This window comes from Xanthomonas albilineans, assembly GCF_002939705.1.
Classification (GTDB): Bacteria; Pseudomonadota; Gammaproteobacteria; order Xanthomonadales; family Xanthomonadaceae; genus Xanthomonas_A; species Xanthomonas_A albilineans.
In genome coordinates this window covers 1-12,864 of the sequence record NZ_MDCB01000019.1, presented here as the reverse complement: position 1 = coordinate 12,864, position 12,864 = coordinate 1, and the positions used below count along the sequence as shown (strand labels likewise).

Below are 12,864 nucleotides of genomic sequence, written 5' to 3'. Positions count from 1 at the left end.
GTCAGGGCAACGCGCGCTGTCGGGTCAGCGCCCAGGCCAATGCCGTGTGGACTGGTAGCAGCAGTGCGATCCATTGCAGGTTGAATTGCGGCTGCAACATCGACAACCAGTGGATCAGCAGCGCGGCGCCGGCCAGTGCCGTCACCGTCCACAGCAGCACGGCGAACCAGCGCCCAGGACGACGGCCGCGCAGCAGACTCAGAGCGCCGAACAGCAGCGGCAGACACAGCGGATCCAGCAGCAGCAGATTGCGGTTACCCCACGCCGCGCGGTGTGCGCTGAAGCCCCACAAGTACAGCAACACGCCGCCGCCGAGCGCGCAGAGCAGCCAGAACGGCATGGCCAGCGTCGCCAACCAGCGCGGGCGTCGCCCCAGTGCCAGCACGCCCGCCGCAGCGGCCAGGCCGAGCAGCAGCCACGGCCACCAATGCCGTGCCTGTTCCGGTGGTTCCGGTGCCAGCCGTTGCGGGAGGAGCCGTTGGCGCGCCTGTACCAGTGGGCGGCCAGCATTGTTGTGGACCTCGTTCAAACTATCGGCCAGCCGCATCGGCACGAACGCCTCTTCCCAACGCGACAGCGGTTTATCTGCGAATGGTCCTAAACCCAGGTCGAACCCCAGCCACATCCATGGCGCCGGCGAGGCCAGTCGCACCGACTCGCTGCGGTAGGTGTTGCCGCGCGAGCGGCTGGCCAGCTGCGCGTGCAACGCGCCGCCCATGGCCTTGTTCAAGGTGTCGCGCACCATGGTGGCGCAGTTGGCGGTGTAGTAGTCGTAGCGGTAGCGCGCGTTCTCTGGTCGTGCCCGCCAGGCCAGCGCCTGTGCGAGCGCGCGTGCCTGCGCGGGAGGCAGGTCCAGCCACTGGATGTCCACCCCGCGGCCGGCCTCGCGGTACTGTGCCAGATCCTCCCGCAGCGGCAGCGCCATCAGGTAGTAGCGCATGTCGCCAGCGGCGAAGCGGCTGACGAAGTCCGGTTCGCTGGGGTCGAAAAAGCCGAAGTTGTACGAGGTGGCTTGGCCGGTATGCGGGTCCTGCACCACGAGTGCGTCGTGGCCGAAACGCTCGAAGAACACCTCGCCCGGCTGCATGGTGGCCACGCCGATGCGTGGTGTCGTGGTATCTGCGTTGGACGTCATCGGCGCGGCCCGGGGGGGCGATGGCGTCAGCGCGCTGGTCTGTGCGAACGTGAACGCAGAGCAGAGCGTCAGCAGTACGCTCAGACACACGTGCGGCCAGCCGCGTCGGTGCGCGCAAGGCGAGCGGAGCGTGTTCAAGCGGCTTCCTGCGGGTCGTGTGGCAGGATGGTGACGTGGAACGCCTGTACCCGGCGCGCGTCGGCGCGCGCCACGCGGAATACGAAGCGTCCCAGGGTCAGCTCCTCGCCGGTTTCGGGTAGGTGGCCGATCGCATCGGTGATCAGTCCGCCGATGGTGTCGTAGTCGTTGTCGGAGAAATCGGCGCCGAAGCGCTCGTTGAAATCCTCGATCGGCGTCAGCGCATCCACCACGTACTGGCCGTCGGCCTGTGCCGCGATCAGCGACGCCTCGTCCTCGGCATCGTCGTGCTCGTCGTCGATCTCGCCGACGATCTGTTCCAGCACGTCCTCGATGGTCACCAGCCCAGCCACGCCGCCGTATTCGTCGACCACGATCGCCATGTGGTTGCGCGAGAGCCGGAACTCCTTGAGCAGCACGTTGAGTTTTTTTGACTCGGGGATCAGCACCGCCGGACGTAGCAACTCGCGCACTGTGCCGGGGCCATCGTCGGCGACCACGCCGCGCAGCAGGTCCTTGGCCAGCAGGATGCCGAGGATCTCGTCCTTGTTCTCGCCATGTACGGGGAAGCGGGAATGGCCGGATTCGACCACTTGCTTCATTAGATCCAGGAAGCGCGCCTCCGCCGGTAACGACACCATCTGCGAACGCGACACCATCACATCGCCGACGGTCAATTCCGAAACTGACAGCGCGCCTTCCATCATGCGTAGTGTGTCGCTGGCGATCAGGCCATCGTGCTGGGCGTCGCGCAGGACTTCGACCAGCTCCTCGCGGGTGTGCGGATCGCCGGAGAACACCGAGGTCAGGCGTTCCAGCCAGCCGCGGCGTTTTTCGTGGGGTTCGGGAGAGGAGCTACTCGGGCCGTCTTCGGACATGTTCTGTGGGTATTCGCCTGATCGAACCGGCGTTGGACGGAAGTCTAACAGGGCCATCGCGAGCGCATTGCGACACGGATCGGCAGGCGCGCCGGCGCCTGTCGATTGGGGTTCAGCCCCCGCTGGGCGGCGTGTGCAGTACGTCCGGCGCCGGCGGCGCGCCCGGCACGTCGGGCAGATCGAGGCTGTAGCTGCATCCGGCCAGGGTCTTGCCCGGATGCGACTTCACCGTGGAGACGCTAAGGATGATCGATTCGATCATCGGCTCGCCGGTCTTGGGATCGTGGACATCGCGGCTGAGCACTTCGCGACCGAACATGGCCTTTTCCGGTGTATCCACCGCCGCTTCCAGTTTCAGTTGCTTGGCCAGCGCTCGCGGATCGGGCAGGTCCAGGATCGCCATCACGCTGGCGCCGGAAAAGGCAATGCGGTCGGTGCTGTAGCCGTACACGTGGATCGGCCGTGCCAGGGCGTATTCGCTCATGAACAGGTTGGTCTGCGGCAATGGCCGCCATCCATGCGCCACGGCTTTCAGCGGATCGTCCAGCAGTGGCTTCAACGCCTCGAAATCGGCGACGTGCTTGTGGCATTCCAGCAGCGCCGGCAGGTCGATTGCAGCGGTGGACGTGGTGTCGGCGGCGGCTGGCATTGCGCAACTGAGCGCGAGCAAAAGTAACGAGGAACGGATCGACATTGGGGATCTCGGGCAGCGAACAGTGAGCGACAGCGCCGCCGTCACGCTACCATCCGTGCCGGTGGCTGACCAGCGCGCCGACATGGTGGCTGGTGCTGGCAGGATGTCAGCGGATGCGCCGCCAGCTTGCACTGGCAGCCTTCGAACAAGCGCGGTGGTCTTGCCGCAACGCAATGGGGTGTCGGATCAACGCTCGCCGGCGTAGGGATCGGATAGGCCAAGTTCGCCCAGGATTTCGCGTTCCAGTTGCTCCATCGCCTCGGCCTCCTTGTCGTCCTCGTGATCCCAGCCGAGCAGGTGCAGCACCCCATGCACGGTCAGGTGCGCGTAGTGGGCATTGAGCGGTTTGCCCTGTTCGGCGGCTTCCCGTGCTACCACCGGCGCGCAGATCACCAGATCGCCGAGTAGCGGCAGCCTGATCCCCTTGGGTAGCCCATCGGGTAGTTCGGCTGGAAAGCTGAGGACATTTGTGGCGTAGTCCTTGCCACGGTAGTGCTGATTCAGAGCGCGGCCTTCGCGTTGGTCGACCAGACGGATCGCCAGATCTGCTTCGCGGATGCGTCCCTTCAGCGCCACCGCGACCCACTTGCGGAAGCTGATCGCCGCCGGCAGCCCCACACGCGGCAGGGCGTAGCTGACGCCGACATCGAGACGGAGGGGGCCTTTGGTCATGGCGGAACGGCTGAGCAGCATGGACAGGAGACGACAGTATCGCGCCTGGGTTGTCGTGTCGCGACATTGGTGAGCCGGGACATGAGCGATGAGCTTCGCGTTGGGTCGATAGTGAACCGCACTGAGAAGTTGGGAGGCTGTTTGGTTTGAGTCATGCCGCGTTGGCGTAACGGCTTGTTGTGGAGACTAAGCTGTTTCTGCATGCTGGCGGGATGCTCCCGATCAGCCTAGCAATGGGAAATCCCGGGGAGGTTCACGAAGGCAGATGCACTGGTTACCGCCAAATTTGGCTGGTTCAGGCTGGATTGTGATTGATACGAAAAAGGCCGGAAAGCCTGTATTTCCAGGACTTTCCAGCCTTGATCGCAACATCTAGTACGTGAATATGGTGGAGCGGAAGGGGATCGAACCCTCGACCTTCGCATTGCGAACGCGACGCTCTCCCAGCTGAGCTACCGCCCCACATCAAGGCCATAGTCTAACTGGAGCCAATGCCGCATGCCAAGGGGGCGGCGGCATCGCCTGCAACGGTAGTGGGGCGGCCCAGGTGCTACGCATCGTGCTGCAACGGCATCTGCTTCGCTGGTGCTCTTTATTTGCTAGAACTCCATGCATTTTATCGGCCGATGCCGATATACTGTCGTTCTGAAATCTCCAAGCGTGATTTCACCTTGACGGACGCCATTATTCCGTCCGTTCCAAACACTCATGACAGAAACAGGTATTTTCAAAATGACGGAAGTTCGCAACTTGCAACAAATCGCCGAAGCCAAGGCTAAGCTGCAAGAAGAAATGCGCAAGTTAGAAGAGCAGGAGAAACAGGCGCGCGAGAGTCAGACCAATGCTGCCCACGCCAACGTGTTGTCGCTGCTGGAGCAGTTCGCCGAGTTCTTCACCACCAAACAGCGCAACGAGATCGCTTCTTACGTCAATAGCCCAGCGCCCAAGGTCACCAAGGCGGCCAAGGCCGCCAGTGGCCGTAGCGATGTCAAGCCGAAGTATCAGCTGCCGCATACCGGCGAAACCTGGTCCGGCCGTGGTCGCACGCCGAAGCCATTCGCCGCCTGGGAGGGCACCGCCGCGTATAACGAATGGAAGGCCCGCCACCCGGAGTTGAAGTTTCCGCTGTTCAAATATTGAGCTAGCCGCACAGGCCAGGGATCCCTGGCCTTTTATGCGTGGTCTTGATTTTCCGCAGGATCGACCGGGTGCGCCGGTCGAGTCGGTGCGGCTAGCGAGCGCCATCTAGCAGTGGCTGCAGCCGTGGTTCCAGTTCGCGCCGACGCCAGCCGGCTAGGGGCAGCGGCCACTGGGCGCTTTCCAGTAGGGCTTCCAGATGTTTGCGCGAGGCGAGCAGGCCGTCGGGCAGGCCGAGTTCGGCGCTGCGTGCGGCGACCGCATTCTGGAGGCGCTTCAACGTCGCCTTGTGGCCGTCGCTGGAAGCCTGCGCCAGCGGCGCGTCCGCCTCGTCCGGCAATGGCGTGGTCAAGGCCTGCCATAACGCATCGCCCAGCTTGCGCGGTGCTTGGGGATGTTTGTCGAGTAGCGCTTGCAGGCCCTGGCGATCATCCGGTGGAAACCGTGCCAGCGTGGCGGCCAGTTCGTTGTCCAGGATCCAGCTGCGTGGCCTGTCGCTATGCCGGGCTTGCGCATCGCGCCAGCGTAGCAGGCGTAGCAGGCGCAGTTGCGCCGGACGTTCCATGAACTGTGCCGCGCGCATGCTCAGGTGCGGCCAGCGTTCGCCCTCCTCCTGTTCCACCGTACCGAGCAAGCGTTCGCCGTCTTCCTGTAACCAGGCGCTGCGATCCAGCGCCTGTAGCCGTGCGTGTAAGGTGTCGTGCAGCGCGAACAAGTGACGCACGTCGTCGGCGGCATAGTCCAGTTGTGCGGGCGAAAGCGGGCGTCGCAGCCAGTCCGAGCGCGTCTCGCCCTTGGTCAGGTGGATGCCGGTGATGTCCAGAACCAGCTTCTGGTAGCCCATGCCGGCGCCAATGCCGGCCAAGCCGGCTGCGATCTGGGTGTCGAACAGCGGCCGCGGCAGCGTGCCGCAGGCACACTTGAACGTCACCAGGTCCTCGCTGGCGCTGTGCATGATCTTAAGGATGCCCGGGTCGCTCAGCCATGGCGCCAGCGCCTGCGGCATGCCGGGGATCAGCGGATCGATCAGCAGGATCTCCTCGGCCACCGCCATTTGCACCAGCGCCAGTTGCGGCCAGTAGGTGCGTTCGCGGACGAATTCGGTATCCAGTCCGATCCTGGTCGGTCGTTGCGCCAAGCGCTCGGCCAGCTCGTTGGGGTGCTTGATCCAATAAGGCACGTGATTTCCCGTTGAATGCAGGGTTTGCTCAGGCAGGCGAGAATAGCCTAACGTCGTCCCGCCGGTCGCACATGCGCCGGAGGCTTGCGTCACGAGGCCAATCTGTTCGGAGGATAAGGTGCGCACGAGCGGCGTGGTGATGGTCTGGATCGTACTGTTGGGGATACTTGTGGGCTGTGCACGACAGACGTCCACGCCGATGCCTGCCGCTGCGGCGGCGGCACCGGCCAGGCCAGTGCGTGCACCCAGTGTCACCGTCGGTGGCGAAGACGCCGCGCAGATCGTGGCGCAATGGCAACCGCCGTTGCCGACGCTCGCACGCAGCGGCCTGGGCCAGGCGCGGCGCGATGCCGCGCGTGCGTTGGCCGAGGACCATCTGTTCGAGGATGCGCAGGCGGCGATTCCGCTGTATCTGGCAATCCGGACGTTAGTGCCGAAGGATCGCGTCGCACGGGACGGTCTACGCAAGGCGCGACGGCGGTTGTTGCAACTCGGTGAGGACGCGCTGCGCGACCCGGAGCGCTCGGAGCCGGTGCTGGAACGCGTTGACCGTATCGCGATGGTGGCGCGCTGGTTGGATGCGGAGGATCCGGCGGTGTGGCGTCTGCAGCAGCGGTTCGAGACCGCATCGCGGGTGTTGGCCGATAACCGTGCAGGCGAGGACGACCTGCGCGCCGGTCGGCTCGGCGAGGACGGCAGTAGCGGGGCGCTTGCCAATTTTCGCGAGGCCCTGGAACTGGATGCCGATGACGCGCGTGCGCGGCAAGGCGTGGCAGCGGTGGAAAGCGCGTTGATCCGGCGTGCCGAGGTGGCCGCCATGGCATCGAATTTCGCCGCTGCCGATATTTGGTTGGCGCAGGCCGGGCGCGTGCGCGATGACGCCGTTACCGTTCACGATGCGCGCGAGCGAGTGGAACAGATGCGGATTGCGCGGATCACCGCGTTACGCGATGCCGCTCTGCGCGATCTGGTCACGCCGGCAGGCTTGAAAGCCGCGCGTGCGCGGCTCGAGGAAATGTTGCGCATCGCCGATCCTGGCGATCCGGTTGCCGCCATGCTGCGCGAACGCATCGATCTGGTTGCGCATTACGGTAGCTTTCGCCCTGGTCAGGTGTTCACCGACGCCATGCGCGGTGGCACGCGCGGCCCGCAGATGATCGTGGTGCCTCACGGTGGCTTTCGCATGGGTGCCGGCGAGACCGAGCCGGATGCCGCACCGAGCGAGATGCCGCAGCACTACGTGCGCTTCGAACGGGGGTTCGCCATGGCGATCACCGAGGTCACGGTGGCCGAGTTTCGCCGCTTTGTCGAGGCCACGCAGGTGCGACCACGCGCGACCCGGCGTGGCCACTCCACGGTGTACGACGAACGCAGCGGCAACTTTATGCGTCGCAGTGGAGTGGACTGGCAATCGGACTACAAGGGAGCGCGCGCGGCACCGAACAGCCCGGTGATCCACGTCAGCGTGCGCGATGCCGAGGCCTACGCGGCCTGGCTGTCGCAGCAGACCGGGCGCCACTATCGGCTGCCCAGCGAGGCCGAGTTCGAATATGCCTTGCGCGCCGGTAGCCAAGGTCGTTATCCCTGGGGCAATGCCGGCACGCCGCCGCGCGATAGCGGTAATTTCACCGGCATTGGCGATGTCTCTTCCAGTGGCCGACATTGGAAGAACGCTTTCGTCGGTTACACCGATGGATTCTGGGGGCCGGCCCCGGTTGGTAGTTTTGCAGCCAATGCTTGGGGGCTGCACGACATGGCGGGTAACGTCAGCGAGTGGGTTGCCGATTGCTGGCATGCTAGCTATCGTCGCGCGCCCGCCGATGGCGCGGCCTGGTACAACCCCGGTTGCCGCTCGCGGGTGGTGCGCGGCGGCAATTGGGCCAACGCCCCGGAGCAGACCCGTGCCGCGTGGCGCTGGATGCGGGATTCGGATAGCACCAGTGCCCGCGTGGGCTTTCGCTTGGTACGCGGTATTTGATGCTGTCTGACGCCGGTCAAGGGACGGTGTGCCGTCGCTTGGTGCCCGTCGCTGGCGGCTGCTTTGCGGCTGAAGTTCGCCGGTCGCTGCAAGGATCTGGATTTCGCTCCGAGCATCGCCATCACCCATTTTGGCAGCGAGATCTCGACACGGTTCGATGATGTGCTGGTGCTCGGTGGCGGTCCCACGACGATCCGTCTGCCCTGTCGGATCGAGCGCATCCGTCCGCTCGACGTCAAGGCGCTGCGGGCCTCAGAAAAGGCATTGCGCGAGGCCAATATGCAAGAGCGCACGCGTCCGGCTTCCGGGGGCTGAGCCACGGCGGAGGGGTGGACACACGGCGACTGCGGCGACCAGGGCGTTTGCCTCAGCCTTGCCTTGCTGCGGCGCTCAGGATTCCGGTTCCGGCGCGACATAACCTTCGGGCTTGGCGGCCCCGCCCTGGAACAGGAATTTTTCCAACTCCGCCTCCAGAAAGGCGCGATGTTTGGGGTCGCGCGGCGACAGGCGGTTCTCGTTGATCAGCATGGTCTGGTGTGCCAGCCATGCCTGCCAGCCGGCCTTGCCGATCTGCGCGAACACGCGCTTGCCGAGTTCGCCGGGGTAGGGCACGTAGTCGAGGCCCTCGGTGTCGCGTTGTTGGTATTGGCAGAAAACGGTGCGGGACATGGCGGTTCCTAGTGGTGCGTCGTGGCGTTGGTGCGTGGAGTGCATCACACGCGCTAGAGACCGTCGAGCAGTTTGCGGATCGGTGCCGGCAGGCCGAGCGCCGATAGCGCGGTACGTGCGACCCAGCGCAGGTCGTCATTGTCGCGCAGCGCATCGCGCAGGGCGACCTTGCGCAGGCGTAGTGGCTGCAAGTGCAGGCGGTAATGGCTGAAGGTATGAACGATGGGCGACAGCCGCTCGGCCGCGTCGAAGGCGCGGCCGCTGGCATGGCGGGCGAACCAGTCGTGCAATGCGCTTTCGGTCTCGGCCTGTGGCAACGTCCATAGCCCGGCCCAGATGCCGGTCGGCGGCCGCCGCTGCAGTAGCAGATCGCCGGCGGCGTTCTCCAGCAGCAGGGCCACCGCCTCGCGTTCGGGCAGCGTCTTGCCCGGCTTGGGCGTGGGCAGCGCATCGACCAAGCCGTCGCGGCGCGCCACGCAGTCGTCCTGCAGCGGGCACAGCACGCAGGCCGGGTTGGCGCGAGTGCACAGGGTGGCACCGAAATCCATCTGCGCCTGGGTGTAGTCAGCCATGCGTCCATCGGGAACGGCACCGACATGGGCATGCGCCATCGCCCATAGCGGCTTCTCCACCGCTGGCAGACCCGGATAGCCAGCGATGCCGTGGTAGCGCGTCAGCACGCGCTTGACGTTGCCGTCGAGGATCGGAAAGCGGTCGTTCCAGGCCTGGCTGAGAATCGCGCCGGCGGTGCTGCGGCCGATCCCAGGCAGCGCGTTTAGCGCTTCGAAATCGCGCGGCAGCTCGCCGTCGTGCAGCGCTACGCAATGCTTGGCTGCGGCATGCAGATTGCGCGCGCGCGCGTAGTAGCCCAGCCCCGCCCATTGTGCCATCACCGCGTCGTTGTCGGCGGCGGCCAGTGCGGACAACGTGGGGAAGTGCGTCAGGAAACGCAGGAAATACGGAATCACCACCGCCACCTGGGTCTGCTGCAGCATGATCTCCGATAACCACACCCGGTAGGGGCTGCGTGGATGCTGCCACGGCAGGTCGTGGCGCCCATGGCGGTCGAACCAGGCGAGCAGGCGGGCGGGAAAAGTATCTGGAGGCTGACGCATCAGGGCTGGCAAAGTAGTCCTTTTTTCCATCGATAGACGCTGCCAGGCAGTGCCAGATAAGGCGCCCAGCGAAGCGTTATGGGTGGCAACGGTGTCGGCATGGCGAGCGTGTTTTGCCGGAGCGGTTCTCTGCGATTTCGCTCTCCGCGGCACAGCAGTGCCAGATCAACCGCCCAGCGCCTCGGGCAGCAAAGCATCGACGAACGCCTCGGCGTCGAACACGCGCAAATCCTCGGGACGTTCACCGATGCCGGCAAAGCGGATCGGGATGCCGAACTCGCGCGCCAGCGCGAACACCACGCCGCCCTTGGCCGTGCCATCGAGCTTGGTCACCACTAGCCCGGTCACGCCGACCGCGGCATGGAACTGGCGTAACTGCGACAGCGCGTTCTGCCCGGTGGTGCCGTCGATGACCATCAGCACTTCGTGCGGTGCGTTCGCATCCAGCTTGCCGAGGACCCGACGGATCTTGCCCAGTTCGTTCATCAAGCCGGTCTGGGTGTGCAGGCGGCCGGCGGTGTCGGCGATCAGGATATCGGTGCCGCGTGCCTTGCCGGCTTGCAGTGCGTCGAACGCCACCGAAGCGGCATCGGCGTTTTGGCCCTGCGCGATGACGCTCACGCCGTTGCGCTCGCCCCAAATCTGCAATTGCGCCACCGCCGCGGCGCGGAAGGTATCGCCGGCGGCGAGCATCAGGCTATGGCCTTCGTCCTTGAAGCGCTTGGCCAATTTGCCGATGGTGGTGGTCTTGCCGACGCCATTGACGCCGACGGTCAGCACCACGAATGGTTTGGCGTTGGGGTCGATCTGCAATGGCCTGGCCACGGGGTGCAGGATTGCCAGTAGATCGGCGCGCAGCGCGCGCTGCAGCGCCGTGGCGTCGGCGAATTCGCGCGCCTTCATGCGCTTGCGCAACTGCTCGATCAGTGCGGTGGTGGCGGGGATGCCGACATCTGCTGTGATCAGCGCGGTCTCGATTGCGTCGAGTAGGTCGTCGTCGAGTTTTGGATTGCGCGAGAACAAACTCCCCACGCTGCGCGCGAAACTACTGTTGCGCAGACGCTCGCGCCAGCCCGGCTTGCCCGCTGGCGCGGCGGGCAGGGCATCGCTGCGCACCAGACCATCGTCGGCTGTTGCTGCGGTGGTCGCTACAGGAGGTATCGGCGTAGTGGCTGGCGGGGGCGCGTCAGCGTGTGCTGGCGGAGCCGATGTCTGCGGTGGTTCGGCAGGCGGTGGAGCGATGGCGGCGGCCGTTATCGGCGCCGCCTGTTCCGTCGGGTTGGGTGTTGGCGCAGATGGTTCGGCGCCGGCGGCAGGTGCCGCGCCAGCGGGCTTCGGGAAGGCGGCAGCCAATTCCTCGGTACTGTAACGTGGCGTGCGGCTTTCGCCAGCGTTGTCCTGGGGCTTGTTGCGGCGGAATAGGCTGACCATGGATGACGCGTTGGGCGGAAACGGCTCATGCTACCACTTGCAGGCGATCGGCCATGCGCTGCGCCGGCGCATTGGGGCACGTGGGGTTTTCCCTGGGCGTGCGGTATTTCTGGTCTTGCGTGGTTGCGGTGTTCCTTGTGCATTGCGGTCGAGCACGGCCCGCAATTTCATGCTCAACGTCCTCGGGCATCTGCCACTACCACCTACAGCCTCATGACCAGCCCCTGCCCTTGCATCTGCGCCGCGCGCTGGGCCTGCATCGCCTGCTAGACAAGTTACTGCTGATCCAGCGTTCGCGCCTGTTGGGTTCACGCCTGCTCCTGCACCTGCAACTGGGCCGTCTTTGGTTTATCGAACAAGACATCGTCTGCGTGGGTCGCGTGCAGTGGCGCTCATGCGATCCGTCTCGCTATCAGCTATACGGGTGCTCGTATTGATTTTGTTGCTGTTGCTGCCGCATGGCCGTCAACTCTGCTTCCTGTATCTGCAGTTGGGTCTGCACCTGCTGGAGCGTGGACTGCACCGATGGCGCTGGCTCGCGCAGGTCCAACATGAAGTGGTTATAAGGGACATCGAGATTGCAGCCATAGAGCCTATCGCCCTTGACCACGAAATCGTTTTTCCCTTCTGTGTTCATTCTTTGGAGCGCCATCTTGCCGACGAGCTGGTGCATGCGTTCCTCGGACATCGACACGCCCCTGTTCTCTATGGTGGCCTTGGTCTGAGCGTAGAGCGCGTGCAGCGGGGACGTGGGGCTGCTGTAGGGTTCCAACGCCTTGGGTGCGGGCTGCTGTTGTGCAGGGGGCTGGTCGGGGCGAGGCGGGGCCGAGTGCTGGGTTATGGCATCGCTAGAACGGGAAGGCGCAGGCTGAGCGTGATCGACCAAATGGCGGTCGGGGGCGAGGTGCTGCGCCTTCTGCCGGGCGGCGAACTGGGCATGCGTTTGCAGTGCTTCGAGCGTGCCAGGGTCGGCGATGCCGGTGGGCTCACGACCCGCCAAACGCTGAAAATCCTCCACCGCCTGTTGGGTGCGCGGGCCGTAGTGCTTGTCGTCCTTGATCGCGTTGCCATCGCGGTCGGTGACGCCGATGGTCTGCAAGTGTTGTTGCAAAGCTTGCACGGCGACACCGCGGTCGCCGGGCTCCAGGGGCTGTGCCGTTGTCAGTAGGAGGTGGGGGGCTTTCGTCGTCGCCGGAGTGTGCAGCATCGACTCCGCAGCTTGGCGCTGTTCGTGTGGATGCGACCGGGCGTCTTGGTTGTGCCGCTGTTCGTGTTCGTGTTGCTGCGCCTCCATGGCCTGACGATGCAACTGTGCGTGTTGCTGGGCAAGGCGGTGTTGCTGTTCGCGCACTGCCTGCGCTTGCTGTTCCTGCTGCTGCAATTGCGCGATCCGTGCCTGCTCCTGCATGTCCATGCTGGCCGGTTTTTCCGAGGCTGGGGTGGTGTAATTGAACGTTGGCGCATGTGTCTGCGAGTGCGCTTGCACCAGATGCGGCGCGTGTGGCGGCGCTTGTTGTATGCGTTCGTGCTGCTGTTGGGCAGCATGGTCGTCCTGCATGCGCGTGTGCTTATCCATGGCCTGGGACGGCATGGACGCGGCAGCAGCGGATGAGGATGAAGAGGAGGAAGACGTATCCGCGTTCGTCGATGTGGGAGGGAGGGATGCTGCTGGCGCGCTCTGCTGGAACCACTGTCCCGGATGCGTCAGCGTGTCGTAGGCTTGCCCGGCTGCGTGCTCGACCACGTCGATGCCGGGCGAGACGATGTTTTTGATCCCGTCGTATGCTTGCCCAACGGCCTGTCCGGCGGACGAATGTGCGGCGGACTGCGCGCCATG

14 protein-coding genes and 1 tRNA gene are annotated in these 12,864 nt (G+C 64.9%); 5 read left to right on the top strand and 10 right to left on the bottom strand.

Annotated features, from left to right (window positions below; all coding sequences use genetic code 11):
- Position 1 precedes the first annotated feature (1 nt).
- The 5 genes from XalbCFBP2523_RS14060 to XalbCFBP2523_RS14040 all read right to left on the bottom strand — a co-directional run bounded on the left by XalbCFBP2523_RS14060 (position 2) and on the right by XalbCFBP2523_RS14040 (position 3,979).
- Positions 2-1,273, bottom strand: coding sequence for a lipoprotein N-acyltransferase Lnb domain-containing protein (locus XalbCFBP2523_RS14060; RefSeq protein ID WP_196297595.1), 1,272 nt, complete (start codon positions 1,271-1,273; stop codon positions 2-4).
- Positions 1,270-2,151 carry a CorC family transporter gene (locus XalbCFBP2523_RS14055; protein ID WP_012916569.1) on the bottom strand — a complete coding sequence of 294 codons (882 nt, stop codon included), beginning with the start codon at positions 2,149-2,151 and terminating at the stop codon, positions 1,270-1,272. The genes XalbCFBP2523_RS14060 and XalbCFBP2523_RS14055 overlap by 4 nt, the downstream gene beginning before the upstream one ends.
- A 112-nt stretch (positions 2,152-2,263) precedes the next feature.
- Positions 2,264-2,845 carry a hypothetical protein gene (locus XalbCFBP2523_RS14050; RefSeq protein ID WP_104629980.1) on the bottom strand — a complete coding sequence of 194 codons (582 nt, stop codon included), beginning with the start codon at positions 2,843-2,845 and terminating at the stop codon, positions 2,264-2,266.
- 186 nt (positions 2,846-3,031) lie between these two features.
- Positions 3,032-3,517, bottom strand: coding sequence for an rRNA maturation RNase YbeY (gene ybeY / locus XalbCFBP2523_RS14045; RefSeq protein WP_045762168.1), 486 nt, complete (start codon positions 3,515-3,517; stop codon positions 3,032-3,034).
- 386 nt (positions 3,518-3,903) lie between these two features.
- Positions 3,904-3,979, bottom strand: a tRNA-Ala gene (locus XalbCFBP2523_RS14040).
- A 270-nt stretch (positions 3,980-4,249) separates the two neighbouring features.
- Between XalbCFBP2523_RS14040 and XalbCFBP2523_RS14035 the strand changes: the two genes are divergently transcribed.
- Positions 4,250-4,657 (top strand): H-NS histone family protein, encoded by a 408-nt coding sequence (locus tag XalbCFBP2523_RS14035; protein WP_045758244.1) that lies wholly within the window; start codon positions 4,250-4,252, stop codon positions 4,655-4,657.
- Positions 4,658-4,748: 91 nt separating this feature from the next.
- On the opposite strand, the gene rnd is transcribed toward XalbCFBP2523_RS14035, so the two are convergent.
- The gene (gene rnd, locus XalbCFBP2523_RS14030) at positions 4,749-5,834 is read right to left on the bottom strand and encodes a ribonuclease D (protein WP_045766002.1); all 1,086 of its coding nucleotides are present in this window, start codon (positions 5,832-5,834) and stop codon (positions 4,749-4,751) included.
- A 139-nt stretch (positions 5,835-5,973) separates the two neighbouring features.
- Between rnd and XalbCFBP2523_RS14025 the strand changes: the two genes are divergently transcribed.
- A complete protein-coding gene (locus XalbCFBP2523_RS14025) occupies positions 5,974-7,812 on the top strand; it encodes a formylglycine-generating enzyme family protein (RefSeq protein ID WP_045766766.1) in 1,839 nt (612 codons plus the stop codon).
- A 63-nt stretch (positions 7,813-7,875) separates the two neighbouring features.
- The gene (locus tag XalbCFBP2523_RS14020; protein WP_012916563.1) at positions 7,876-8,127 is read left to right on the top strand and encodes a DUF6491 family protein; all 252 of its coding nucleotides are present in this window, start codon (positions 7,876-7,878) and stop codon (positions 8,125-8,127) included.
- 75 nt (positions 8,128-8,202) lie between these two features.
- On the opposite strand, the gene XalbCFBP2523_RS14015 is transcribed toward XalbCFBP2523_RS14020, so the two are convergent.
- The 3 genes from XalbCFBP2523_RS14015 to ftsY all read right to left on the bottom strand — a co-directional run bounded on the left by XalbCFBP2523_RS14015 (position 8,203) and on the right by ftsY (position 11,027).
- Positions 8,203-8,481 carry an oxidative damage protection protein gene (locus XalbCFBP2523_RS14015; RefSeq protein WP_045758242.1) on the bottom strand — a complete coding sequence of 93 codons (279 nt, stop codon included), beginning with the start codon at positions 8,479-8,481 and terminating at the stop codon, positions 8,203-8,205.
- A 53-nt stretch (positions 8,482-8,534) separates the two neighbouring features.
- Complete coding sequence (gene mutY / locus XalbCFBP2523_RS14010; RefSeq protein ID WP_045766001.1) at positions 8,535-9,596, bottom strand: A/G-specific adenine glycosylase; 1,062 nt, start codon at positions 9,594-9,596, stop codon at positions 8,535-8,537.
- Positions 9,597-9,761: 165 nt separating this feature from the next.
- Positions 9,762-11,027 (bottom strand): signal recognition particle-docking protein FtsY, encoded by a 1,266-nt coding sequence (ftsY, locus tag XalbCFBP2523_RS14005; protein ID WP_045766000.1) that lies wholly within the window; start codon positions 11,025-11,027, stop codon positions 9,762-9,764.
- A 230-nt stretch (positions 11,028-11,257) separates the two neighbouring features.
- Between ftsY and XalbCFBP2523_RS16625 the strand changes: the two genes are divergently transcribed.
- The gene (locus XalbCFBP2523_RS16625) at positions 11,258-11,464 is read left to right on the top strand and encodes a hypothetical protein (RefSeq protein WP_045765999.1); all 207 of its coding nucleotides are present in this window, start codon (positions 11,258-11,260) and stop codon (positions 11,462-11,464) included.
- Here the strand turns inward: XalbCFBP2523_RS16625 and XalbCFBP2523_RS16620 are convergent.
- Positions 11,440-12,234: a peptidoglycan-binding domain-containing protein gene (locus XalbCFBP2523_RS16620; RefSeq protein WP_045765998.1), complete on the bottom strand. Its 795-nt coding sequence runs from the start codon at positions 12,232-12,234 to the stop codon at positions 11,440-11,442. The two genes, XalbCFBP2523_RS16625 and XalbCFBP2523_RS16620, sit on opposite strands and share 25 nt — an antisense overlap.
- 12 nt (positions 12,235-12,246) lie before the next feature.
- Here XalbCFBP2523_RS16620 and XalbCFBP2523_RS16615 point away from each other — a divergent pair, with 12 nt between their 5' ends.
- The gene (locus tag XalbCFBP2523_RS16615; RefSeq protein WP_045765997.1) at positions 12,247-12,639 is read left to right on the top strand and encodes a hypothetical protein; all 393 of its coding nucleotides are present in this window, start codon (positions 12,247-12,249) and stop codon (positions 12,637-12,639) included.
- Positions 12,640-12,864 lie beyond the last annotated feature (225 nt).